A 23,787-nucleotide genomic window follows, 5' to 3' on the forward strand; every position below is an offset into this window, starting at 1 on the left:
GGAGTATTACATGCGCCTCGTCATCATAGGCGCCGGCTTCGCCGGCATGTACGCCGCACTTTCCGCCGCCCGCCTGCGCGAAATTCAGGGTGTTTCCCCCGGAGACCTCGAGATTGCGCTGGTCGCACCGGAGCCGACGCTGGTGATTCGACCGCGGCTCTATGAGCCGAAACCGGAGACTCTGACAGCTTCGCTCCTGGATGTGCTGAAGGCCGTTGACGTTGCCTATGTGAAAGGCAGCGCCGAGTCGATCGATACCAAGTCCAAAGTGGTAGACATCGTTGCGGCCAAGGGTGCGAAGCAGAGACTAACCTATGACCGATTGATTGTCGCCACTGGCAGCCGGCTGTTCCGCCCCAGTATCCCCGGGCTCGCTGAACACGGCTTCAGCGTCGACCAGCTCGACGATGCGATCGCCCTCGACCGGCATTTGCATCACTTGGTGGGGTGGCCGGTATCACAGATGCGCGACACGGTTGTCGTGGCTGGCGGCGGATTCACTGGCATCGAAGTCGCCACAGAAATGCCCGCGCGGCTTCGTGAGATCCTCGGCAAGGATGCCAAGCTGCGTGTCGTCATCGTCGAACGAAACAGTTCGATCGCCCCCGACATGGGCGAAGGTCCTCGTCCTATCATCGAAGCTGCGCTGCATAAGCTGGGGGTGGAGACTCGGCTCGGCGTTGGCGTCACCTCGCTCGACAAGTCCGGCGTCACGCTTTCCAGCGGAGAGCACATTGACAGCGGGACCGTGATCTGGGCGGCCGGCATGCGCGCCGCTCCGCTAACCGCACAGATTCCGGCCGAGCGAGACAGCTTTGGACGCCTGCTCGTCGATCCCGACTTGCGCGTGCTGTCGGTGCCTGGCGTTTTTGCGACCGGCGATGCCGCGAGAGCGGCATGTGACGAGGTTGGCAACTACGCGCTCATGTCCTGCCAACACGCCATGCGGATGGGCGCCTTCGCCGGCAACAATGCGGCCGCCGAGTTGCTCGGGGTCCCGACCAAACGGTACCACCAGAAGGCCTACGTCACCTGCCTCGACCTGGGAAAAGCCGGCGCGCTGTTCACGCGAGGCTGGGAGCGCAAAGTCGAAATGGTTGGCGACGAAGCCAAGAAGACCAAGAAAGATATCAATACCGTCTGGATCTATCCGCCGCGAGCCGCGCGTGCCGCTGCTCTTGCGTCCGCTGATCCGGAGCGTGTCACTGACCTCTGAACACCTCACGAGCATTGACCGCGCTTTCTGCGCGAAAAGCACGAGCCGCTCAGGATCGAGCGCAGAAGTTCTCGAAGATGGATCGGATGATCCGCAATACTCAACAGGAGACAACCATGAGCTTAGACACTGCCGCACGCTCCGTTAGATCGAAGCCCGACGAATTGGTACCATCGCGCTACGCGCTGAAAATCGGCGACATCGATGTTATGGTGATCAGCGACGGCGTGCTGCCGCTGCCGTCCAAGATGCTGGCGTACAACGCCGACCCGGCCGTCCGCGCCGCCTGGCTGGACGACATGTTCCTGCCGCCGGACGCGTTCGACTGGGCACTGAACGTGGTCGTGGTACGCAGCGGCGCGCAGACCATCTTGATCGACGCGGGTCTCGGACTGGACCCGGATCTGCACCTGCCGCGGGCGGGGCAGTTGGTCAAGCGACTGGAAGCCGCCGGCATCGACCTGGCATCCGTGACCGACGTGGTGCTGACCCACATGCACATGGACCACGTCGGTGGCTTGCTGGTCGAGGGCGTGAAGGACCGGCTGCGTCCGGACCTGCGGATCCACGTGGCGGCCGCGGAGGTCAAATTCTGGGAGGCGCCCGATTTCTCCCGCGTCTCCATGCCGCCGGGATTCCCGGACGCGCTTCGGGCCACCGCCAAGCGGTTCGCGAACGAGTACCACAACCAGCTGCGGACGTTCGAAGATGAGCACGAAGTTGCGCCGGGCATCGTAGTCCGCCGCACCGGTGGCCACACTCCCGGACATAGCGTGGTTCGCGTGGCATCCGGCGGCGAGCGGCTGACATTCGCCGGCGACCTCGTCTTCACCGTCGGGTTCGAGCACCCGGATTGGCACAACGGCTTCGAGCACGATCCCGAGGAAGCCGCTCGCGTCCGGATCGAACTTTTGCGCGAACTGGCGGCGAACCGCGAACTGCTGGTGGCCACGCACATGCCGTTCCCATCGGTCGGTCATGTCGCGGTCGCCGACGACGCGTTTCGCTGGGTGCCGGCCTTCTGGGACTACTGACCGATTGTTGGCTCAAATCCGAACCAGGGGCGGGTGCTGACAAGCGCGACGCGCCCGCCACTGACAAACTTGGAGCTTACCACCGTGAAACACGAGACCGTGCGCGCATCGTCGTTCGCGATGCCGCTGAGCAGTCCGGCCTTTCCTCCCGGTCCTTACCGCTTCGTCAACCGCGAATATTTCATCGTCCAGTACCGCACCGATCCCGACGCGCTGCGCCGCGTAGTGCCGGAACCGCTGGAGGTCGCCGAACCGGTGGTGAACTACGAGTTCATCCGCATGCCCGATTCAACAGGCTTCGGTGACTACACCGAGAGTGGCCAGGTCATTCCCGTATCCTACAAGGGCCAGCTGGGTGGCTTCACCCATCAGATGTTCCTAAACGACCATCCGCCGATTGCGGGCGGGCGCGAGCTGTGGGGGTTTCCCAAGAAATTGGCGCAACCGAAGCTGGAGGTCGAAATCGACACGCTGGTTGGCACATTGAACTACGGCTCGGTCCGCATTGCGACCGGCACCATGGGCTACAAGCACCGGACGCTCGATACCGCAGCGGAAGCCCGGAAGCTCGCAGATCCCAATTTCCTTCTCAAGATCATTCCGCATGTCGATGGTTCGCCGCGCATCTGCGAGCTGGTGCGCTTCTATCTTGAGGATATCAGCGTGAAGGGCGCTTGGACCGGGCCCGCTACCCTAGATCTGTACTCGCATGCCCTGGCACCCGTCGCCGAGTTGCCGGTGCTGCAGGTTCTGTCGGCCAAGCACCTCGTCGTAGACCTGACGCTCGGGCTCGGCGGCGTGGTCCATGACTATCTTGCCACCGACCAGGCAACTCCGCGCCGCGGCTCGGTCTCTGACGTCTTGATCGAAGCAAATGCCGGCTGACCGAGATCGGCCCTAAATCCGGAGCTCCAAAAATGCTGAACGTCATGCGCGGGAAAATCGATCCGGCGCCGCAACCGGCCAAGCCGTTGCCATATGATGTCGTGGCCCTGGTGCTGCAGGGAGGCGGCGCGCTTGGTGCCTATCAAGCCGGCGTTTATCAGGGCCTGCACGAAGCTGGCATACGGCCGAACTGGTTGGCCGGCATCTCGATCGGCGCACTCAACGCCGCCATCATCGCCGGATCGCCCGAGGCCGAGCGGGTCGAACGGCTGCGCAAGTTCTGGGAGAGCATCTGCGCGGCACCGGTGGAGTGGCCGGCCGGCGACGGGCTCGCCAACGTGATGCCCTTCGCGTTCGATCTGCGCTCGGCGCACAATGCTCTCGCGGCGATGACGGCTCTATTCCAGGGGCAGCCCGGCTTTTTCAAGCCACGCTTCCCGCCACCGTTCCTGTCGCCCTTCTCGGGCAACGCGGCGACGAGTTTCTACGATACGTCACCTTTGCGGCAGACGTTGGAGCGGCTTGTCGACTTTGATCGGCTGAACGCGGGAGAGGTGCGCGTCAGTGTCGGTGCGGTTAACGTCCGCACGGGCAACCTGACCTACTTCGACACGGCTGAACGCCGACTCGGACCAAAGCATTTCATGGCATCTGGCGCGCTGCCGCCGGGCTTCCCTGCGGTCGAGGTCGAGGGCGAGCACTATTGGGACGGCGGCGTCGTCTCAAACACGCCTCTATCCCGAATTCTGTCGAGCGAGCCGCGCGACACGTTGACTTTCCAGGTCGATCTCTGGTCGGCGCGTGGCCGTGTGCCGAACGATATGATGGAGGTGTCGAGCCGTCAGAAGGACATTCAGTATTCCAGCCGCACGCGCGCCATCACAGATCAGGCGCTGAGGATGCAGGAGATGCGTCGGGCCTTGCAGCGGACGCTCGAAATGCTTCCTGATAGCGCGAAGCAGGATCCGGAAATTCGCGCGATCGCGGAGATGGCCCGCCATCGGTCCTGCAACATCATCCATCTGATTTACCAGTCCAAGATCTACGAGCGCCATTCGAAGGATTACGAATTCGGAGTGAACGCGATGCGGGCGCATTGGCAGAGTGGGCTGGAGGATATCCGCCGCACGCTGGCCGACCCGCGGCGGCTCGATCCGCCGGATCCGGAGCTCGGCATTGTCACGCACGATATCCACCGCCGTGACTGATCTCGCGGCAAATCTCACCCCAAAGCATCGAAAGGAAGTCCCATGTTGAAGGGCAGGGTAGCCGTCGTCACCGGATCGACCAGCGGTATTGGGCTCGGTATCGCTAGGGAGTTGGCCAAGCTCCGGGCTGATATCGTTTTGAACGGCTTTGGCGATGCCAGCGAAATCGAGGCGATCCGCGGCGGCATCGAACGCGAGCATGGTGTGCGCGCCGTTTACGATGCCGCCGATATGTCGAAGGGGGAGGCCGTGCGCGGATTGATCGCAGCGACGGTCGAGAAATTCGGCCGGCTCGATATCCTCGTAAACAATGCCGGCATCCAGTTCACTGCGCCAGTCGAAGAATTCCCAGCCGGCAGGTGGGACGCAATCGTGGCGATCAATCTGTCGGCCGCGTTCCACGGCATTGCGGCGGCCGTGCCCCAGATGAAGAAGCAGTGCTGGGGGCGGATCGTCAACATTGCCTCCGCGCACGGCCTCGTCGCTTCGACGCATAAGGCAGCCTACGTCGCGGCCAAGCACGGCCTGGTCGGCTTGACCAAAGTGGTTGGCCTGGAGACTGCCGGGAGCGGGGTCACATGCAATGCGGTCTGTCCGGGCTGGGTGCGAACGCCCCTGGTCGACAAGCAGATCGACGACATCGCTGCGCAAAGAGGGGTCAGCCGGACGGAAGCCGCCAGGACACTCTTGGCCGAGAAGCAGCCATCTCTCGAGTTCGTTTCTCCGGCGCAGCTTGGCGGCACCGTTGCCTTCCTGTGTTCATCCGCCGCCGACCAGATCACCGGAACGGCGATCTCGGTCGATGGCGGCTGGACCGCGCAGTAACCGCAAAGGAGCGCGATCAACATGCATAGCGAAGAAAAGGTCATTGTCCTGACCGGCGGCACTTCAGGAATCGGGCGAGCGGCGGCGATTCGCCTTGCCAACCAGGGCGACAAGGTGCTCGTGACCGGCCGCCGGGCGGGTCCTCTGGACGAAACGATTGCCGAGCATCCGAACATCGCGGGTATCGTTGCGGATGCGGCCTCGACCGATGATGCCAGGCGCACAATTGCCAAGGCGATGGATCTCTGGGGCAGAATAGACGCCTTGGTCAACAACGCCGGCGCCGGCGCAATCCTTCCATTGGCCGATACCACGGCCGATCGCATCATGGATATCTTCTCGGTTAATGTGCTCGGTCCCAGCCTGCTTGCCTCCGCTGCCCTTCCGCACCTGAAGGCGAGGCGCGGCACCATCATCAACGTGTCGAGCACCCTTGGTCACCGGCCCGCAGCCGGACTGTCTCATTATGCAGCGAGCAAGGCGGCGCTGGAGCACCTCACCCGTTGTTGGGCGCTGGAGCTTGCGCCATTCGGCATACGGGTGAACGCCGTCGCGGCTGGGCCAACCGAATCCGGCGCCCTCACCGGCATGATGGGGCTGACGCAGGAGCAGGCCGCCGCTGTCAAGGAACAGGAGCGTGCGCGCATCCCGCTCGGGCGGCGCGGCGTTCCGGACGATGTCGCAGAATGGATTGTCCGGCTTGCCGGCTCAGCCTCGGAATGGATGACCGGCCAAGTGGTTGCCATCGACGGCGGCCTGGGGTTGGCCTAGTCGCGATCGGGGTTTGGCGCTGAACCCGGAAGTGATGATCAGCACAATGGATGCCGACCTGAGGAACAGGGTCGATGAGCTCGAACAACGACTGCAGAGCGGAGTAGCCGAGAATGCCCGCCTGCGGAGCGAACTCGCGATCGCGTTAGAGCGGCAGACCGTCACGGCAGGAATCCTCAATGTCATCGCCAGTTCACCAACTGACGTGCAGCCGGTATTCGACGTCATCTCCGAAAGCGCGAGGCGGTTGCTTGCCGGCCAAACGGCGCTCGTGACACGTGTCGTCGGCGACATGCTTCATCTGGCGGCATGCACGGCAGGAAGCGTGGCTGGCGATGAGGAGATCCGAATCTCATTTCCTGCGCCGCTCACGTCCTCCGGGATCCACAGCCGGGTCGCACTCACGTCGACGATCGCATTTCGCTCCGATATCGAGGCTGAACCGGGTGTCCATCCAGCGATCAAGAGCATGGCACGCGCGAGGGGATATCGAAGCATCGTGGTCGTGCCCATGCTCCGAAAAGGCGTCGCGATCGGTACGATCGGTGTTTCGCGCGTCGAACCCGGAACCTTCACTGACAGCCAGATCAACCTTCTCAAGACGTTCGCCGATCAGGCTGTGATCGCAATCGAGAACGCGCGTTTGTTCGAAGAAGTAGAGGCCCGCACGAAGGAGCTCGCTAGATCCCTCGACGATCTGCGGGCGGCCCAGGACCGCCTGGTTCAGACAGAAAAGCTCATTTCGCTCGGTCAGCTCACTGCTGGCATTGCGCACGAGATCAAGAACCCGCTCAACTTCGTCAACAATTTCGCCGCGCTCTCGGTCGAGCTGACCCGCGAGTTGAACGAGGTTCTCGCTCCGGTCACGCTCCTGGACGACGTCCGCGACGAAGTTGATGAACTGAGCGGGCTGCTAACGGACAACCTTCAGAAGATCGTGCAGCACGGCATGCGCGCCGACTCCATCGTCAAGAACATGCTCCTGCATTCGCGCGGCGGCGGCGGCGAGCATCGGCCCGCCGACGTCAATGCGCTGGTCGAAGAGAGCCTCAATCTTGCCTATCATGGCGCGCGCACCGAGAGACCGCAGTTCAACGTCACCCTCAGACGCGAGTTCGATCCGGACACCGGGATCGCCGACGTGTTCCCGCATGAGATCACGCGGGTGCTGCTGAACGTCATCTCCAATGGCTTCTATGCCGTGGCGAAGCGCTGTGAGGACGGTGATCCCGGATTTGAACCTGCGCTCAGCGCCGTCACGCATGATCGCGGCGATTACGTCGAAATCCGCATCCGCGACAATGGCGTCGGTATTCCGCCGGAGGTGAAGGAGAAGATGTTCAATCCGTTCTTCACGACCAAGCCGCCGGGCGAGGGAACGGGCCTCGGACTTTCCATGAGCCACGACATCATCGTGAAGCAACATGGCGGCAGCATCGATGTCGAGACTGAGCCCGGCGAATTCACCGAGTTCACCATCCTGCTGCCGCGCAACATCGGTCTTTCTCACAGTATTGCGGGCTGACTATGACTGTATCGGTTCTTGTGGTGGATGACGAACCCGATCTGGAGGTCCTGTTTCGCCAGAAATTTCGACGCGAGCTTCGCGCCCAACGCTTTGTGATGGAGTTTGCCGGCTCGGCAGCGCAGGCCCTGAACCGCATTTCCGATACCGGCGAGCAAGCGCTGATCCTCATCCTCTCCGACATCAACATGCCCGGAATGAGCGGGCTGGAGATGCTGCCGGAGCTTCGCGCTCGGCGGCCCGACGTTCCGGTGATCATGATCACGGCGTACGGCGATGCCGAAACGCGCAAGACGGCACTTGACCGGGGCGCGCAGGCTCTGTTGACCAAACCGATCGATTTCGGCCAGGTCCGCCAGGCGATCGAGGCCAGACTGGAACATGTCGCATGACCTCCACCGTTCTTGTAGTCGATGACGAGCCGGATCTGGAGGCGCTCGTCCTCCGGAGGTTTCGCCGGCAGATTCGCGAACGGCAGATAAGCTTCGTGTTCGCGCGTGACGGTCTTGAAGCGTTGCAATCGATCGAGCAGCATCCGCATGTCGATCTCGTGGTCTTGGACATCAACATGCCGCGCATGGACGGCCTTTCGCTGTTGGCGAAACTGCAGGAGCGAGAGGACAAGAAGGCGGCGATTGTCGTCTCGGCGTACGGCGATATGAGCAACATACGGACCGCAATGAATCGCGGCGCGTTCGACTTCCTGACCAAGCCCATCGATTTCGCCGACCTGGAATCCACGATCCACAAGACCATCCGCCACATCGAGGTCTTGCGAGAGGCACGCCGGCGACAGGCGGAGGCGGAGCGCGCTCATGCGTCGCTGTCAAGATATTTCTCGCCTGAGCTCGCTAAGCGCCTTGCTGCGGTAGATGGCGACGATGGAATGCAGGTCCACTGGCGCGACATTGCGGTGATTTTCACCGATATTACCGGCTTTACATCACTCGTCGAGACGGCCGATTCGAATGTGCTGACACATCTGCTCAACGAATACGTCGGTGGACTGACGGATGTCGTCTTCGCCTATGAAGGGACGGTGGCGAAGGTGATCGGCGACGCCATTCAGGTCCTGTTCAATGCACCCGGCGACCAGATCGATTACGCCACCCGTGCGATCGCGTGCGCACAGGCGCTCGATCGATGGGCCGAAACATTTCGGGAGCGCTGGAAACAGAGGGGCGTTGACTTCGGTGTCACGCGGATAGGCGTCCATGCCGGGCCTGCGCTGGTCGGCAATTTCGGCGGCGGCCGTTACTTTGACTACACAGCCTACGGGGACACGGTTAACACTGCCGCCAGACTGGAGGCGGCGAACAAAACATTGGGCACGCGAATCTGCGTCAGCGACTCGATCGCGTGTAAGGCCCGAGAGTTCAGGGGGCGGCCGATCGGCGATCTTGTTCTGCGGGGACGAAGTGAGGCGCTACGCGCCCACGAGCCCTTATCGGCTGCGGAGAGTTATGGATTAGCCGTGACACAGTATGCAACTGCGTTTAACAAGTTGGAGGCAAATGACACCGACGTGGTGCCAGCCTTCGCGGCACTGGTCGGTCTCAACGCCGACGACCCGCTGGCGAATTTTCATCTGAAGCGGCTCCTCAACGGCGCCAAGGGTGTTCGAATGCATGTGGGGTGATTGATCACACCACGAGGGCGTGGACTCATTGAGGCGTAGCTTCACCTGAGTCTAAGGCCTTCGTCGATTGCAACCGACCGCTATTGCTGAGTCTAAACTATGTTAAACGAAGATCACATGATGCCGCTTGTTCTGACCAACATCCTCGGAATTGCCGGTATCGTCGTTTGGCATGTTCAGGGGAGCAACCGTCCGGCAGGCCGACTGATCGCCCAGATTCTGTTCTTTGTCGGCATGAGCCTCGTGCTCTATCTGGGCGGCATCTCTCCGCACCGCGTCGATGGCGCTCACTTGCGGGGTTTCGGCGCATTGCTCTCCATATCGGCCAGGATCCTGTGGTGGACCCATCTCGCATGGGCCATTATTGGTCTGGTCCACATCTATATGTTGCTCAATCGTCGGCCACGGGAAGCGCATCTGATCCAGGACATGGCCGTCGGTGTCATCTATCTCGGTGTGGCGCTGTCGATCATTGGCTTTGTCTTTGGTGTCCCGGTCGGCACACTGGTCGCGACCTCAGGCGTTGTCGCGATCATTTTCGGTCTCGCGCTGCAAAATACCCTTGGTGATGTCTTCTCAGGGATCGCGCTGACGCTGGGGAGGGCCTATGCCATAGGCGACTGGATCCAGTTGAAGGACGGCACGGAAGGCCGCGTCGTTGAGACCAACTGGCGCTCCACCAATCTGCTCACCGGAGGGTACAATGTCGTCGTTGTGCCGAACAGCATCCTGGCAAGACAGGGTGTCACCAATCTCAGCCGCCCCGACGAGACGCACCAGATAACGTTGACCGTACGCATTGCCACCACGACGCCAAACGTCGTCGAGCAAGTCATGCGGTCCGTACTGGAAGCCAGCACGCGGATCGTTCAGGACCCGTCGCCGATTGTCGCCCTGAATGCGATTGACGCAGCCGCGATTGAAGTCGAGTTGTTGTTCCGTGTGGCGAGTCCCGCCGGGTGGACGGCGGCCCGCAATGAAGTCATCGACCTCCTTTACAGCCAATGCAAAGCAAACGGTCTTTCGTTGGCTGCGCCGGCCGAAAGCCTCGTCTTCGGCCCGGCCACGATCAGCGGCGAACATTCTGCCAGGGCAATCGAGGCGCATTCATCCCGCGCGGGTTAAGACCCACGCGAACGTATCTTTCCAGAGCGCCGTACGTGTTTCCTTCGAAAGGATTTGCACGAGATCGGACAGCGTGACGCTGCGCGGTTTCTCGCGCCAAGCTTCGCTAGCAACGGTCATGGGATCATGGGATCAGTGCGTCTCTAAGGATCTCATGGACTTGGAGCATCCGCGAGCCACTGATGGGCCATCTCAAACCGGGGGAAGGAGAGATTGCTTACTCGCACGAGGAGCGCAGACGATCTCTTGGTCACGGTGTATGTACGCGTGGCGGTTTACTCAGGTGGCCAAGCGCAACGCGTTGCAAAAGCGCTGCGAAATCGATCCGCTCTCCGGCACGTCATGCACGAGCGTTCGACGACTATCACCTGAGCTTGCCGCGGGTTGAATCGGACAAGCTCAACCAGCCTGATGTTAGGAGACTCAAGCCTGCGCGCCTACCTTGTCGGCATCGACTTCTTGGGATCGAAACAGTTCCGATCAGCCCAATGCGGCATCAGCTTCGTGCGCGAGTCGAAAAGCGCCGGCGGTCCGTGGCTCATGTCGAATTTCGTCGCGCGGCGGCAGTCGAGATTAGTGAGATCTGCTGTGGGTTGGCACCCACGGCGCCATCATTCTTGCGGGCCATCTGCTCGATTCCGTCGTTCGGAATAGCGAAATTCGCCGCGGCGCGTTTGGCTTGGCGATACCAGCAAAAATACCAGCAAAGTGGACCGCTGCAGTAGGCTTATGCTTGGATTTCCCCGGAAAACTGTCGCGGCGGATTGAAAATCCGGAATCGAACTAGCGTCTTAAGTTGTTGTTATTACTACAGTTTTTTCCGTGGTGCCCCTGGCCGATAACCGCCTAGAGCCATAACGATTTGATTTGAAACCATTTTTGTCGCCGGTTGCTGCCGATACCAGCACAAATACCAGCAGGATGACGCGCGGTTTCGCCGGCAAATAAAACAGCAGGCTTCCCGCAGCGGGCACGCCTATGCCGTTCCGGACTCCACAATCGCCCTGATCGGAATTGCCGCTCGGGGCGGGACCGACGCCGAAAGCGCTGATCGCGCGACGCTGATTTTCGTACCGGGGTCAGCAACGTGCCGTAGTCGGCGTTTTCACCAGTGCTGTATGTTTCGAACCGAGGAAGAAGAAAATCGGTCGGCGGGGCCATGAACGAAGAATGGGGAAAAGGAATCGCAGGCGTCTCGCCGCCAAAGGATTGCTTCCTTGTAAGAAACCACCACGCTACTTCCATGGCAGCAACTTCGGCCTACAGATAGGCGAGTATATTTGGCCGTCGTCGGTGACCGGCGTACCACAAAATGGCGATGTTTCGCCAGATATCCATCGGAACGATCGCATCTACATGGTGAAGCTATTTGACCAAGCTGCAATTTGGGCAACTCACCACGAACATCCGCGCATTTATGAAGTTGAAGTCGAGTGCGTAGTCGAAGATGATCCTGACGCGCCAGGGACCGCTTTCCAGTGTGAGAAAACACGCATCGTCAACGTCCATAAGATTCCCCCGGAATTGCTTTTGGCCGCGAGGAAAAGGCTACTTCTGTGATCGGACTAATACAAGGATTGCGCGAGGAAAAAACTCTTATCCATCAAACCTCGGAAACACTCCAGGTAGGCTGCCTCGCGGCAGCTCACATGGGGATTAAATGTGTGACCGGATTCATGCGGCAAAACCCGCGAGCCCGGGCGCTTCGTAAAGCGCAGCCGGACCGGGCTTCGCTTACCGCATGCGGCGAACCGGCCGGATCCAGAAGGTTTCTCGCTAGTCGGGTTTGCGCACCGAAGAGCGGCGCGCTTCACTGAGACGCACAAGATTGCTGCCTGGCGGCTGCTTGGCTTCGGCAATCAGCCGCGCGACGGTCCGGCTCAACTCCGAAAGATCGAAGGGCTTGCGCAAGACAGGAAAATCCGTGTGGCTGCCCGAGGGGCTGAATCCGGTTGCCAGAAGGACGGGAAGTCCGGGCTTGCGCGCGCGGATCACGTTAGCCAGCGCCGCGCCATCCATGCCGCCCGGCATCACAATGTCGCTCACCACGAGATCGAAATCCTTTTGCTCGAGCACCTCCAGCGCGGCCGGAGCGCCGGACACCGCGTAGGTCTCATAGCCAAGCTGTTCGAGCATTGAGACGCATACCGACAGCACTTCGGGATTGTCCTCGACGACAAGCAGTGTTCCGCCAGCCGAGCGCTCTTCCTGGCGTTCGTCCGCTACAGCGTGCGGCATCTCCTCGGATCGCGGCAGATAGATTGTGACCGTCGTCCCGCGTCCCACCTGGCTTTCGATATGCACTGTGCCGCCCGACTGATGCGCAAAGCCGTGCACCTGGGAAAGACCGAGGCCGCTTCCCTTGCCAACCTCCTTGGTCGTGAAAAACGGATCAAAAATCTTGGGCAGCACGTCGGGGGCGATGCCGGACCCGGTATCCGTAAGGCGGACCGCAACGAACGCGCCCGCGATCCTGGCGTCAGTCTCCGCCCCGGTGAGGGTGACATTGTCTGCGGCAATAAGGAGTGCACCCCCAGCCGGCATCGCATCCCGCGCGTTCAGCGTGACGTTGACAAGCGCCAGCTCCAGCTCGCTTTGATCGACATTGACCGGCCAAAGGTCGGGCGCGATCCGGAAATTCAATCGCACCGCAGAACCCGCTGAACTTTCGAGCATCGTGCGGCAGGCGTTGACGCTTTCGGCAATCTGAAAAATCTTCGGATTGAGCGTCTGCCGGCGGGAGAAAGTGAGAAGCTGACGCGTCAGCGCCGCTCCGCGCTCCGCCGCGTAAGAAATGGCGTTGGCTGCCCGCGCAAGCTTAGTGTCGTCGGCCACGGCTTTTTGAACCGTACGGATATGTCCGCTCACCACCATCAGAAGATTGTTGAAGTCGTGCGCCACGCCGCCCGTCAGTTGTCCCAAGGCATCCATGCGCTGGGCATGAGCACGCTGCCGCTGCGCTTCCTGCAGTTCGAGCTGCGCGTTGCGGCGCTCGGTGATGTCGCGGGTGATTTTGGCAAACCCGATCAGCTCGCCGGCCTCGTCATGGATCGGATCAATGACAACATTAGCCCAGAAGACCGATCCATCCTTGCGCAGGCGCCAGGCTTCCGCCTCGAAGCGGCCTTCCCGTGAGGCCGTATAAAGAGCGCGCGCTGGCGCTCCCGCCGAACGGTCGACCTCAGTATAGAAGCGCGAGAAATGAAGGCCGATGATTTCATCGGCGGTGTAGCCTTTGATCCGTTGCGCGCCGGCATTCCAGCTTGCAACGTTTCCATTCGGATCCAGCATGAAGATCGCGTAGTCCGTCACGCCGGTGATGAGAAGGCGGAATTGACGCTCGCTTTCGCGCAGGGCCTCCAGCGCAACGCGCCGCTCGGTGATATCGCGTGTCACCTTGGCAAAACCCACCAGGCTGCCGGTGTCGTCGCGGATCGCATCCACCACGACCGATGCCCAGAAGCGGCTGCCATCCTTGCGCACGCGCCATCCCTCGGCTTCATAGCGGCCTTCGCGCGCAGCCGTCTCCAGCACGTGAATAGGCAAGCCCGAGTTCCGGTCTTCCTTGGTATAGAATTTCGAGAAATGTTGGCCGATGATCTCGTCGGCGGAATAGCCCTTGAGGCGCTCGGCCCCCTTATTCCAGTTGGTGATCATCCCGCTGGGGTCCAGCATGTAGATCGCGTAGTCGAGCACGCCCTCGACCAGAATCCGGAATCGACGCTCGGATTCCAGAATGGCGTGCTGCGCCTGCACGCGCTCGGTGATATCGCGCGTGACTTTGGCATAACCGACCAAGGCGCCCTGATCGTCGAGGACCGGCTGGCAGATCGCGTTGGCGCAGAACCGGCTGCCGTCCTTGCGAACGCGCCAGCCTTCCGCCTCGTGACGCCCGTGGGTGCGGGCCCGCTCGAGAATTTTTTCCGGCAGGCCGCTAGCCCGATCCTCCGGGGTGAAGAACCTTGAAAAATGCTGGCCTATGATCTCGACCGCCTGGTAGCCTTTGACCCGCTCGGCACCCACATTCCAGGTCGTGATGAACCCGTCCGGATCGAGCATGTAAATGGCATAGTCGGCGACGGCATCGAGCAGCAGTTCGAGCCGCCTGGTTTCCATTGAAGAGCCTTGTGGGGCTGATATATTCACTGACGCCGCCCTGTCGCGCACCGAACCGGCGATTTCTTATTGAAACCGCAGGTATCGACTTTACACTAATGAATGGCCATGAACATTCGTTCCAGTCTTCTCCGCTCCGACCTTCCCCTCAGGCATCTCGCCGCAACGACCAGTTACCGCTTTGTTCCGGATGAAGGGCCCGGTGACCCCGCCCGCCCGGCGCAGCGATCCGGTCAGTCGACCGCCAGCCGCGAGGATCTGCCCTATAAGGTGGAACTCTGGGACGAGAGCCGCACTAGCGTCGAACAGGTGCTGGCCGTCACCGCCAATGGAAGCATCGGATACGCCGCTTACTATGCCGCAGCGCGGGAATACCCTGACCGTTATGTCACCTTGCGCCACAAGAATAGTATCGTTTCCCGCTCAAACCCTCCGCAGCATTGAAAAGGCCGGCAGCACGGTCCGCTCGAACAATGAGGCAGAGCAAGGACAAAACATTGAAGAGTGACGGGGCTGCCGCGCCAACGGAAGAGCTCCCGTTTCGCGTGGAACTATGGCACGACGGCGGCCACGATGCCGTCGAACGCATCCTTGCCCGCGCCGCCAACGCCCAGCTCGCCCGCGCGATCTTCAAAGCGGCCCAGGGTGACCATCCCCAGCGCCGTATCACCTTGCGACGCGACAACCGCATCATTGCGGACTCCCAAAAGTAATCCGACCACCCGACGCGTCCGTGTGGACTCGCGGCTTTTGAAGGCGCGAAAGCCAGGGACCCGCGCTCGCTCCAAAGTGGACTTGCCCTGCAGGTAGTCCGGGTCGAATTGGGCGATGCGCTTCAGCTCCTCGAAATCCAGGAGCCTCACTGTCCGATATTCCCATCTGATCAGGCGCCGTTTACGCACTCCCGGAGGGTCCTGTTGACGTGCACGACCGAGGTGCCGGATGCGTCGGCGAGATCTTGCTGGTCAGGTGGAAACGGTCATCGTTCCCAAGGCCGACCGCCTCCGCGCGGGATGCCATTTCAGGTGCGCGATGGAAGACAGTGCATCGCGCGCGGCGAGGTTGCAGTGCCATTCGCGCAGAATTGTCGCTTCGATGATCGTCTCGCGCCAGAAGACGCTCGCTAGCTTCGGGAGCGGCGACGCCGCTTTTCAGATCCGAATGGGAGATTAGGCCCTCGCGCGAAGTTCTTGTGAGGGCCACTGTCACTTCTCGAGGCGCCCGCCTAGCGTATCCGCGAGCCTTTAGGAAGGATAAGATGCGAAAGCATCGCTGTCGCCGGCGAATGCTTGATCGGACGCTACGCGACGCTGCCAGCTGGGGGAACAGGCGACGATCGCGGAAATCGTTCGCACACTGCGTGACCGGCGGCCGCAGCAAGATATTTGATGCACACAGGCCGCCCCGTGCGGGAGTGCGGCCGGAAGCGCTTCATCTAGTTTGCGGAATCCCTCGCCGGTCCAAAGACGCTGAAGCAGCCGAGCTTTGACGGCATTCGACGTTGATGCCCTCGAGTCCTAGTCTCAGTAGGTAATTGAATCAAGGCGTAGGTCGACCGTAAGACCAGCTATTCCAAATAGAGCCGACGATCGAGGATTGCTAACTCGACGACCGCTTGCGGAGGTCATCTTCCTCGGCGTGACTCGCTTAAATCGTCGGCGATGACATCAATTGTCCGTGCTCACGCGCTTCAATAACTCTTCTCTTAGTTCAAGACGTTCATGTAGCTGTGCCTCGCATGCCAGCCGATGCTCGTCGAAGGCGTCGACGAGGTCGGTGCGAACGGCTTCGATGTCCCTGTCGATTTGAGTAAGTTGTTCCTTGGGCGTCGCCATGGACGTTATCTTTTCCTTCGCGAGTGTGATCCGGGATCGAAAATAGTGGCCTATCGCTCGCCCACGGCAGTTCGGCTGGCGGGCCGGACCCAGGACATGATCGCTGCAACTAACGCCAACTGCGCCAGTACGATCACGACCATTTGTATGGCCGATGTCAGATCGGCCTCGCTGGCGTTGAGCGTACTCGATCCACCAGTGAGAAGTCGCAATTGCCACGACAACAGGCTCGCCGCCATGGCGATTCCGACACTCGTGCCAAGGTCGCGAGTGACAATCATCAAACTTCCGGCTTCACCGGCTCCCGCGACAGATGCGCTTCCCATGATCGCATTGTTGTTGGGGGCGAAGAATGCGCCTTCGCCGATACCAACGACAACCAGCGAAAGCGTGACCAGAGCAAGGCTCGGCGTCGCAGCGTTCAATTGAACGTACAGGAAGATCAGGCCGAAACAAACGATCAGCATGCCGCCGGCGCAGAGCAGGCGATTCCCGATGCGATCGGACACGGCGCCGCTGATGGGGGCAAGCAGGCCGAGCGCGATGGGAATGGTGGTAAGGCGCAGGCCGGCGGAGAACGCACTCTCGCCAAAGACACGCTCGAACGCGAATGGCATCAGGAAGAACAATCCGAAAAGGATAACGTTGGCGAACAGGCTCACCAGATTTCCGCAGGCGAACGACCATTTCTTGAACAGGCCGAGCGGAATGAGCGGATCGGACGAGCGGCGCTCCCAGATGATAAGCCCGGCCAGCAGGGTGATGCCCGCAACCGCATTCCCGATCACGCCGGGAGAGGTCAAACCCCAGGAGCCGACCTGGTTGATGGCCAACATCAGGGTACCAAGGGCCGGCACGAGGAGCAGGGCGCCGAGCATGTCGAAACGGCTGCCGGGCTTGCTCGCACTGGTTTCGGGAACGATGAACCAGGCTAGAACGGTCCCCAACAGCCCGAACGGCACGTTCACCCAGAACACCCAGCGCCAGTCCAGGGTATCGACGATCCAGCCGCCCACCGTTGGACCGGCGGAGAGACCAATGGCCTGCACTGCGGCCTGGATTCCAAGTGCCTTGCCGCGGAGCTTGTCACCGGCGACGGACACAATGATCGCGACGCTGTTGGCCGACAGCATCGCCGCGCCCACAGCCTGCAATGCCCGCGCAGCGATCAGCGAGCCGATGCCGGGCGAGAAGCCGCACAGCGCAGAGCCTGCGATGAAAGCGAGAAATCCGGCAACGTAGAGCTTCTTTCGTCCGTACATGTCGGCCAGCCGGCCGAAGATTGGAAGCATGACGGAGACGGCAAGCAGGAATATCACGGCGACCCAGCTCACCTCGCCAACTGACGCTGAGAAATCGCGCTCCAGCGCGGGAAGCACGAGTTGGGTGATGCTCGCATCGAGCTGCCCCATGAAGGATCCGATGCAGACAATTGCCACGATGATCCACATCATCGAGGTCCCGCCCGCCGGAGCGGACAAGACCACTGCCGGCCTGGCGATCGCGATGCTTCCCGGCTCTTGCGCGCGGGAAGAATGAAGCTGCTCGTTGTGCATCACACCAAGTCCTTAAATACTGACCGGCAGCAAGACGAATGGCAGATGGGACGCGTCAAGGCATGTTACCGCGCAGCGGGTCGCGAGTCTGCAATCGATGCAAGATCGCGACACGAGCTTTGGCTAGCGCTTCTGGGCGGCCGCTTCGATTGTTCGGGACATCCACTGCTCCGGAGACAGACCGCTTGCCTGCGCCTTGACATTCACCGCGTCGGCCACCGATGGCTTCAATAGAACGTTGAGGGAAATGTCGGAAACATCATCTTCATTGTAGACCAGATGCGTGATCTGGGCCGCGAACTCGCGCACGTCTTCGGTCTTCTCCTCGTCGGAGAGGACGCCGTTGCTAGCGATGTTCGTGCAGTAAGCACCGATCGGATGATCGGTGACCCACACTTTCGACAGGCCGAGGCGCTTCAGGCCTTCGACGCTGGCGTTCAGTTGCGCAGGATTTTGCAGGGCCTTGCCAGAGGGAATCAGCTTGCGGATAGCGGCTCGCTCCGTTGGCATGCCGCTTTTCCGTATCGGCGGACAAGTAAAGCCCGTTTGCGCCGAGACGGTCTTGTCGGCGGCATAAGCTGGATTCAACGCGATCGAGATGACCGCGACAGTCATGATTGTTGTAGCAATGTTGGCGATCTTCATGGCCACTCCCGTGAATGAAATCTGGAATGATCGCCAAAGACACCCATCGCGCGCGACGCACAAATACGGCTTCGGTATGATGCTATCGGCGCGGGACATGGGCGGTGGAGATAGCGCGGCGAGAGCCGGCAATTCTGCGTCGTTGGCGTCCGGTGTGCTGCCGCGAAAATAAGAGGCCGTCGATGGATCTCTGGCCATCAACGGCCTCTTGCATTGGACGTAAAATCGCGTTGGCTCAGTTAGAGCAGTCGGTTGGCGGCGTTTCGCCGGCGAACCGGGCGTCGATCCACCGCACGACAGTTGCGGTACTGGCCTGAGCGGCGCGGCCATGTCCGATATTGGGCATCAGCATCATCTGTACCTTGCTGCCGGCCGAGCAAAGCTTCTTCATGTAGTCTTCAGTCACCTGCGGCCGGATGATCGGGTCGGTCGTTCCCTGGGCGAGGAAAATGGGTATGTCCGCGGGCAAGGGGCCGGGCGTGTTCTTTTCCAAGAGCGAATGCCACGGCTCGGTATCCGCGGGCTGCTCGACGGTGAGAAAGTGCTGCTCGAGCGGTTCTCCGGTCTTCTGTCTTGCCGCCAGATCGAACGGGCCTTCGATGCATTCGCGTGCCAACTGATCGATCACGGGCATGGCCCGGGGATCGACGATCTTGCCGAGAGAGGCATCATAGACACGGTGCCATGACCAAAGCGTCATCGCCGTGATGTTCTTGCCGCCGATCGAGTTGATGTCGTCGTTCATGAGCGCGACGAGGTCGGTGGCCGGCGCCGCCGCGGCGACACCGAGCAACGTCAATTCCGGGGCGTAGGTCTTGGCGATGAGCCCGGTGAACAGCGAGGCCTGGCCGCCCTGCGAGTGGCCCCATACCGTGAACCGTCTGCCGCCGCCCGCACCCGGCATCGTTCGTGCAACACGCACCGAATCGAGGACGGCACGTGCCTCGCTGTCGCCAACGAGGTAGGGATGTGTCTCGGGCGTGCCAAGGCCCGGATAGTCGGTGGCGGCGACGACGTAGCCGTGCTCGAGGAATGACCGCAACCCCTGGATCTGCTGAAACAGGAAGATCGCAAGCGACGGCGCGCAACGGGGCGTAACCCCGGTAGTGGGATGAGCCCAGGCGACGATCGGGCGTCCCTCCGGCGGTGGATCGCCCTGCGGAACGATCACGACGCCCGAGACGAAGATGGGCTCTCCCTTCATCCCGGTCGAGCGATAGAGCACGCGGTAGGCAGTGGCGCCGAGTGGGGCGCCATCGATCACTTCCTGGCGGACCAGGGTGCCGGGCTGGCCTGCGAGCATCGATCTCGGGGCATCATAGAACGACGTCTGCGCCGAGGCCGAGCTGGCATAGGCCGTGGCCGAGAGGAGGGCTGCCGCAAGCATCAGCTTGCGGCAGGTGTTGAGAGTGAGGCGGCTGAGGAAGGTCATCATGGCTCACATCCCGTACAGGATTTTCAATTCGCCGCTGGCGCGGAATGCGATGGTGATGCCGTCGGCCGGCAGGTAGACCTTCTCCAGCTTTGCGGAGTCGAGATGGCCTTGCATCCGGAAGCCGTCTTTCAGCGGCCGGCTCAGTTTCGCGTTCGCTGCATTGAGCAGGTTCTGATAGGCGACGCCGTAATCGACATCCATCTTGTCGTTCAGTTGAGCCATGATCGGCTGCATGATCGGCGACAACTCTTCGTCGTTGGTGACGACGCCAAGATTCGACAGGCGTATCGCATGACCGGCGTCGTCGACCTGGACGGCGCCCTCCAAATAAATCCAGCGGCCCGCATTCGGATCCTTGTCGTCGCTGTTGGCAATCCTAAGGCCGATGACGAGCTTGCCCGACGAGGGATAGACATCGACGTCGCGCACGGCGAATCCCGGGATTGGCGGCAGCATGGCGATCGCCTGGGTGATCTTGTCTTTCAGGACGTCATAGCCGATGTGGATCGGCAGGATGACGTCGAACGATCCGGGATTGCTGACCTCATGGCCCAGCGCCGGCAACGACGTCGGCGTCACTGCGGCCGGCTGCTGGCCAACCACGGTCTCCGCAGATCCCGACAGCTCGAGCGATCCGCTCAACACCGACGAGCTGGCCCGGACGCCGGCGAACGCGACGTTCTGCGGCGTCAGTTGCAGCCAGACCGGCGGGCTGTCGGACAGTTGCACCGGCTCGAATGCGTGCCGCCAGGCGGTTTCGGCCTTGGCATACAGGTCGAGGCGCCGTGCGGCAGCCAGGGCGCGGCCGCGAACTTCACTGAGCACGGTGCGAATGCGCGGTTCGGCATAATTCGAGATCGGAATCTCGCGACCGAGGACGTGCAGCACCGGCGGCTCGCTCCAGTGGAAGCCGTCGCTGAAGTTCATATCGACCGACCAGTCCTTGGTCAGCTCGGGACGGGCCTCGGCCTCGACCGTGGCGCTGGCTTCGGTCTCGCCATGGATACGAGCGGTGAAGCGGTTGGCGCCCTGGCCTTCCAGAGCACCATAAATCGGCACCGAGCCATAGACGCGATCGCCGCGGCCATAGAGCGAGACCGGGCCCGAGCGGTCGACATATCCATAGATGTCGCAATTGGCATTGACCCGGAAGAACAGCACGCGACGATGGACGCAGCTCACTTTTTCGTCGATCGTTGCGAGGCGTTGCGGGATATGCGCTTGGATGTCGGATGCGAGATCACGCAGCCCGAACTCGACCGTCGCGGAAATTCGCGAGTCGATTGAAAATGGTGCGACAGTGTCCGGCGCAAGCGGCGGCCTATCGTCTGCCGGCGCATTTGAACAAAATGCGATAAGTCCCAGTGCAGCAAGTCCTGCACGGGCGGATGATGCTACGCCCAGACGCGAGCGGCGGATGTGCGAAGTCGAGATCGGGGTCATGATGGAGTACCTCCTTTGGTTAAAGCTTGGCGGGAGAAATGATCGACCTGCGCACCGAAGACAAATACCCGTTCAATATGCAGGTATTGGAGAGCGCTATAGGCGACGGGAAATGATTGGTGCGCTTGGATAATCCCGCCGCACCGCGCGAGCGGCATCTGCCGGCTCGCGCGGTGCGTGACGGTCACGGTTTCCAGCCGCCGTTGGGCAGCCGACCGTGATAGGGCGTGTCACGGCAATGTCCCCACGGGCCGTGCCAGTAGCCGGGAGGGCAGCCATTCGGCCGCGGGCCGTTGCGATAGGGGCCGGAATAGCCGTTTGGATAAGGGCCGGTACCAAGACGATGGCAATATCCGCCCGGACCGCGATATTTCATCGGCCCGCATCCGTCGGCCGCGGCGGCGGGTTGCGCCATCATCAGCGATGATCCCAGGGCCAATGCGGCGGCTGCGATCAGCATCGAAGTTTTTTTCAGCATGTCTGTCTCCGTTGATTTGGCCTGGCTCCTCACGACCGCGCGTTGCGTTCGGGGGGAGGCAAGTCTGACGGTCGCGAGATAGGCGCGGGGCCGCGACGTGACAAATACGACTTCGATATGCGGGTATCTGCGATCGAGATGGCGTGCGCGACTCCCCGGGCGATAAGCGGCAGAGATAGCCGCATAGCGAGACGCTATTTGCGCTTCGGCGCGCGTCGCTGTTTCTAACCGCGCATCCGCCATGCGGCGGTCCACCCAAATAACAGGAGCGCAAAATGAGAATGAGCAACTTCTCGACTATGACGGTCGGCAGCCTTTTTGTACTGACGGCAATCGCCTTCGCCGGCCCCGCATCTGCTCAGGGGACCCCGCAGCAGCGAAGTGCTTGCATGGGAGATGCATTCCGCTTCTGCAGCGCCGACATTCCGAATGTATCGAGGATTGAGACCTGCCTGCTGCAGAATCGCGACCGGCTTCGTCCCGCGTGCCAGGCCGAGTTCGACAATGCCGGCAATAGCCGTCTTCAAGCCGAACACTTCCGGTAAAGCTTATGGTTGGTCTGGAGCGCGAAATGGTCGGTGCTTTTCTGCTCGTCTATGCCGGTTTGTTTCCGATCGTGAATCCGCTCGGAGCGGCGCCCATATTTCTCTCGTTGACCCGGGGCGTTGCCGAGGAGAGGCGCAACCGGCTCGCTTTGAGCGTCACCCTGAACAGTTTCCTGCTGCTGCTCGGTTCGATGCTTTGCGGATCGCATATCCTGGAGTTCTTCGGAATCACGGTTCCCGCCGTGCGCGTGGCGGGCGGCGCGCTCGTGGCCTGCATGGGATGGAAGCTTCTGAACGGTCGCGGTTCTTCGAACATGGCGCCGTCAACCGAAGTAAGTCCAGAACTCCAAGCAAGCGACGGCTTCTATCCTCTGACATTGCCGCTGACGGTCGGGCCGGGATCCATCTCGGTCGCGTTGACCATCGGCGCCCACCACGCCAGCAGGCCCTTTACGGCTCATATCGCTCTGGTCTCCACTGGCGCCCTTCTTGGTTTGTTGGCGCTGGCGTCGACGATCTATGCGGCTTACCGCTTTGCGTCGCCCCTCGTCCGATGGCTCGGCGATAGGGATGTCGACGCACTGGTTCGGCTGTCAGCCTTCATTCTTGTCTGCATCGGCGTGCAGATCGGCTGGGGCGGTCTAAGCGAGCTGATCGGCAGCCTGCACGGCGTGTGATGGGCCAATCATTCCGAAGCAAAACAACGGACCGGCCCATAGTCGGTGCCAATGCCGGTTTAACGAGGACATATTTGTCCTTCAGTGCCGCCTCGATCATTGGTCGAGTGCGTTTCAATCCTTTCTCGGAGCAGTGGATGATAGCTCCACCTGTTCGGACGAGATGACAAGGAAAGGCGGAGTGCGCCAGATGGTCTCACCGCGACATGATCGACTTTTGCGCGGTCGCGGGCCTGAGCGGCCGTTCATTTGCTAGACGACGGGCGCGCCCACTTAGGGGAGACGCGCCCGTCCCGTATTCGGTCAGCGGCCGCCGCCACCGTGCTCATCGGCGAAGGTGATGCCGGCCTGCGTTTCAGCGATAGCCTGCCGGATCAGGTCCATGGCCCTTTCACGGTGGCCGCCCTTGTTGGGGGTGGATTCCTGCAGCGATTGCAGCGCTTCGTGGAGCGAGCCCACAGCACGTTCCATATTGCCCTGATAGGCGCTGGCGGATCGTACGCTGGCTCCAAGCAGGCCGATCGCGGCGAGCCCGGTGGCGGCGGTCGCGGCAAAGCCGCGGCGGGTGAGTATGGCGTCGTTCATAGTTGCGTCCTTTCTGAAATCGCTTGCGCGCCGGCTTCGATAGCTTCGGTGCACGGCGCCTCACTCGCCGAAAGGGCGCCCTGAAACAAATATGGATTGGGTATGCTGCCATAAGCCGTACCGATAGGTTCACGGCGTGGACCACCGCGAACCGATGTATCGCTCGCGCCGATACCTGCATATCGAAGCCATATTTGTTTTTGATCTGCCGCGCGATCATTCCTCCGCCCCAACAGCGGTCGTC

24 protein-coding genes are annotated in these 23,787 nt (G+C 61.3%); 15 read left to right on the plus strand and 9 right to left on the minus strand.

Features of this window, described 5'->3' with window-relative positions:
• Positions 1–10 precede the first annotated feature (10 nt).
• The 11 genes from AC5ZG5_RS01625 to AC5ZG5_RS01675 all read left to right on the plus strand — a co-directional run bounded on the left by AC5ZG5_RS01625 (position 11) and on the right by AC5ZG5_RS01675 (position 11,788).
• Complete coding sequence (locus AC5ZG5_RS01625; protein WP_456640834.1) at positions 11–1,216, plus strand: NAD(P)/FAD-dependent oxidoreductase; 1,206 nt, start codon at positions 11–13, stop codon at positions 1,214–1,216.
• A 77-nt stretch (positions 1,217–1,293) separates the two neighbouring features.
• Positions 1,294–2,250, plus strand: coding sequence for an MBL fold metallo-hydrolase (locus AC5ZG5_RS01630; protein ID WP_456640835.1), 957 nt, complete (start codon positions 1,294–1,296; stop codon positions 2,248–2,250).
• A gap of 84 nt (positions 2,251–2,334) precedes the next feature.
• Positions 2,335–3,135, plus strand: a complete 801-nt coding sequence (locus tag AC5ZG5_RS01635; RefSeq protein WP_456640836.1) for an acetoacetate decarboxylase — start codon at positions 2,335–2,337, stop codon at positions 3,133–3,135.
• A gap of 32 nt (positions 3,136–3,167) precedes the next feature.
• Positions 3,168–4,343, plus strand: coding sequence for a DUF3734 domain-containing protein (locus AC5ZG5_RS01640; RefSeq protein ID WP_456640837.1), 1,176 nt, complete (start codon positions 3,168–3,170; stop codon positions 4,341–4,343).
• Positions 4,344–4,385: 42 nt separating this feature from the next.
• Positions 4,386–5,168, plus strand: a complete 783-nt coding sequence (locus AC5ZG5_RS01645) for a 3-hydroxybutyrate dehydrogenase (RefSeq protein ID WP_456640838.1) — start codon at positions 4,386–4,388, stop codon at positions 5,166–5,168.
• Positions 5,169–5,189: 21 nt separating this feature from the next.
• A complete protein-coding gene (locus tag AC5ZG5_RS01650; RefSeq protein WP_456640839.1) occupies positions 5,190–5,939 on the plus strand; it encodes an SDR family NAD(P)-dependent oxidoreductase in 750 nt (249 codons plus the stop codon).
• 34 nt (positions 5,940–5,973) lie between these two features.
• Positions 5,974–7,464, plus strand: coding sequence for an ATP-binding protein (locus AC5ZG5_RS01655; protein ID WP_456671140.1), 1,491 nt, complete (start codon positions 5,974–5,976; stop codon positions 7,462–7,464).
• 2 nt (positions 7,465–7,466) lie between these two features.
• Positions 7,467–7,856, plus strand: a complete 390-nt coding sequence (locus tag AC5ZG5_RS01660; RefSeq protein ID WP_456640840.1) for a response regulator — start codon at positions 7,467–7,469, stop codon at positions 7,854–7,856.
• On the plus strand, positions 7,853–9,103 hold the full coding sequence (locus AC5ZG5_RS01665) for an adenylate/guanylate cyclase domain-containing protein (RefSeq protein WP_456640841.1): 1,251 nt from the start codon (positions 7,853–7,855) through the stop codon (positions 9,101–9,103). Before AC5ZG5_RS01660 ends, AC5ZG5_RS01665 begins: the two co-directional genes overlap by 4 nt.
• A 99-nt stretch (positions 9,104–9,202) precedes the next feature.
• Positions 9,203–10,228, plus strand: coding sequence for a mechanosensitive ion channel family protein (locus AC5ZG5_RS01670; RefSeq protein WP_456640842.1), 1,026 nt, complete (start codon positions 9,203–9,205; stop codon positions 10,226–10,228).
• Between the two features lie 1,170 nt (positions 10,229–11,398).
• Entirely contained in the window at positions 11,399–11,788 is a 390-nt protein-coding gene (locus AC5ZG5_RS01675; RefSeq protein ID WP_456640843.1) for an NAD(+)--rifampin ADP-ribosyltransferase, read from the plus strand.
• Positions 11,789–12,004: 216 nt separating this feature from the next.
• On the opposite strand, the gene AC5ZG5_RS01680 is transcribed toward AC5ZG5_RS01675, so the two are convergent.
• Positions 12,005–14,344, minus strand: a complete 2,340-nt coding sequence (locus AC5ZG5_RS01680; protein ID WP_456640844.1) for a PAS domain S-box protein — start codon at positions 14,342–14,344, stop codon at positions 12,005–12,007.
• A gap of 108 nt (positions 14,345–14,452) precedes the next feature.
• On the opposite strand from AC5ZG5_RS01680, the gene AC5ZG5_RS01685 reads away from it, so the two are divergent.
• Positions 14,453–14,788, plus strand: coding sequence for a hypothetical protein (locus AC5ZG5_RS01685; protein ID WP_456640845.1), 336 nt, complete (start codon positions 14,453–14,455; stop codon positions 14,786–14,788).
• A gap of 107 nt (positions 14,789–14,895) precedes the next feature.
• Here the strand turns inward: AC5ZG5_RS01685 and AC5ZG5_RS01690 are convergent, their stop codons facing one another.
• From AC5ZG5_RS01690 to AC5ZG5_RS01700, 3 genes are all read right to left on the minus strand, one after another.
• Positions 14,896–15,207 (minus strand): hypothetical protein, encoded by a 312-nt coding sequence (locus AC5ZG5_RS01690; RefSeq protein WP_456640846.1) that lies wholly within the window; start codon positions 15,205–15,207, stop codon positions 14,896–14,898.
• Between the two features lie 804 nt (positions 15,208–16,011).
• Positions 16,012–16,179, minus strand: coding sequence for a hypothetical protein (locus AC5ZG5_RS01695; protein ID WP_456640847.1), 168 nt, complete (start codon positions 16,177–16,179; stop codon positions 16,012–16,014).
• Between the two features lie 50 nt (positions 16,180–16,229).
• Positions 16,230–17,591, minus strand: coding sequence for a DHA2 family efflux MFS transporter permease subunit (locus AC5ZG5_RS01700; RefSeq protein ID WP_496138670.1), 1,362 nt, complete (start codon positions 17,589–17,591; stop codon positions 16,230–16,232).
• On the opposite strand from AC5ZG5_RS01700, the gene AC5ZG5_RS01705 reads away from it, so the two are divergent.
• A complete protein-coding gene (locus tag AC5ZG5_RS01705; protein WP_496138671.1) occupies positions 17,590–17,718 on the plus strand; it encodes a hypothetical protein in 129 nt (42 codons plus the stop codon). The two genes, AC5ZG5_RS01700 and AC5ZG5_RS01705, sit on opposite strands and share 2 nt — an antisense overlap.
• Before the next feature lie 140 nt (positions 17,719–17,858).
• On the opposite strand, the gene AC5ZG5_RS01710 is transcribed toward AC5ZG5_RS01705, so the two are convergent.
• From AC5ZG5_RS01710 to AC5ZG5_RS01725, 4 genes are all read right to left on the minus strand, one after another.
• A complete protein-coding gene (locus tag AC5ZG5_RS01710) occupies positions 17,859–18,380 on the minus strand; it encodes a hypothetical protein (RefSeq protein ID WP_456640849.1) in 522 nt (173 codons plus the stop codon).
• A gap of 235 nt (positions 18,381–18,615) precedes the next feature.
• Entirely contained in the window at positions 18,616–19,815 is a 1,200-nt protein-coding gene (locus tag AC5ZG5_RS01715) for an alpha/beta fold hydrolase (RefSeq protein WP_456640850.1), read from the minus strand.
• A gap of 3 nt (positions 19,816–19,818) precedes the next feature.
• Positions 19,819–21,258 carry a DUF4403 family protein gene (locus tag AC5ZG5_RS01720; RefSeq protein ID WP_456640851.1) on the minus strand — a complete coding sequence of 480 codons (1,440 nt, stop codon included), beginning with the start codon at positions 21,256–21,258 and terminating at the stop codon, positions 19,819–19,821.
• Between the two features lie 184 nt (positions 21,259–21,442).
• Positions 21,443–21,736, minus strand: coding sequence for a hypothetical protein (locus tag AC5ZG5_RS01725; RefSeq protein WP_456640852.1), 294 nt, complete (start codon positions 21,734–21,736; stop codon positions 21,443–21,445).
• 275 nt (positions 21,737–22,011) lie between these two features.
• Between AC5ZG5_RS01725 and AC5ZG5_RS01730 the strand changes: the two genes are divergently transcribed.
• Both AC5ZG5_RS01730 and AC5ZG5_RS01735 read left to right on the plus strand, forming a co-directional pair.
• Positions 22,012–22,281, plus strand: a complete 270-nt coding sequence (locus AC5ZG5_RS01730; protein ID WP_456640853.1) for a hypothetical protein — start codon at positions 22,012–22,014, stop codon at positions 22,279–22,281.
• Between the two features lie 5 nt (positions 22,282–22,286).
• Entirely contained in the window at positions 22,287–22,958 is a 672-nt protein-coding gene (locus tag AC5ZG5_RS01735; RefSeq protein ID WP_456640854.1) for a MarC family protein, read from the plus strand.
• Positions 22,959–23,261: 303 nt separating this feature from the next.
• Here AC5ZG5_RS01735 and AC5ZG5_RS01740 read toward each other — a convergent pair whose 3' ends face one another.
• Positions 23,262–23,543: a hypothetical protein gene (locus AC5ZG5_RS01740; protein WP_456640855.1), complete on the minus strand. Its 282-nt coding sequence runs from the start codon at positions 23,541–23,543 to the stop codon at positions 23,262–23,264.
• Between the last annotated feature and the right edge of the window lie 244 nt (positions 23,544–23,787).

This window comes from Bradyrhizobium sp. Ses1, assembly GCF_059512365.1.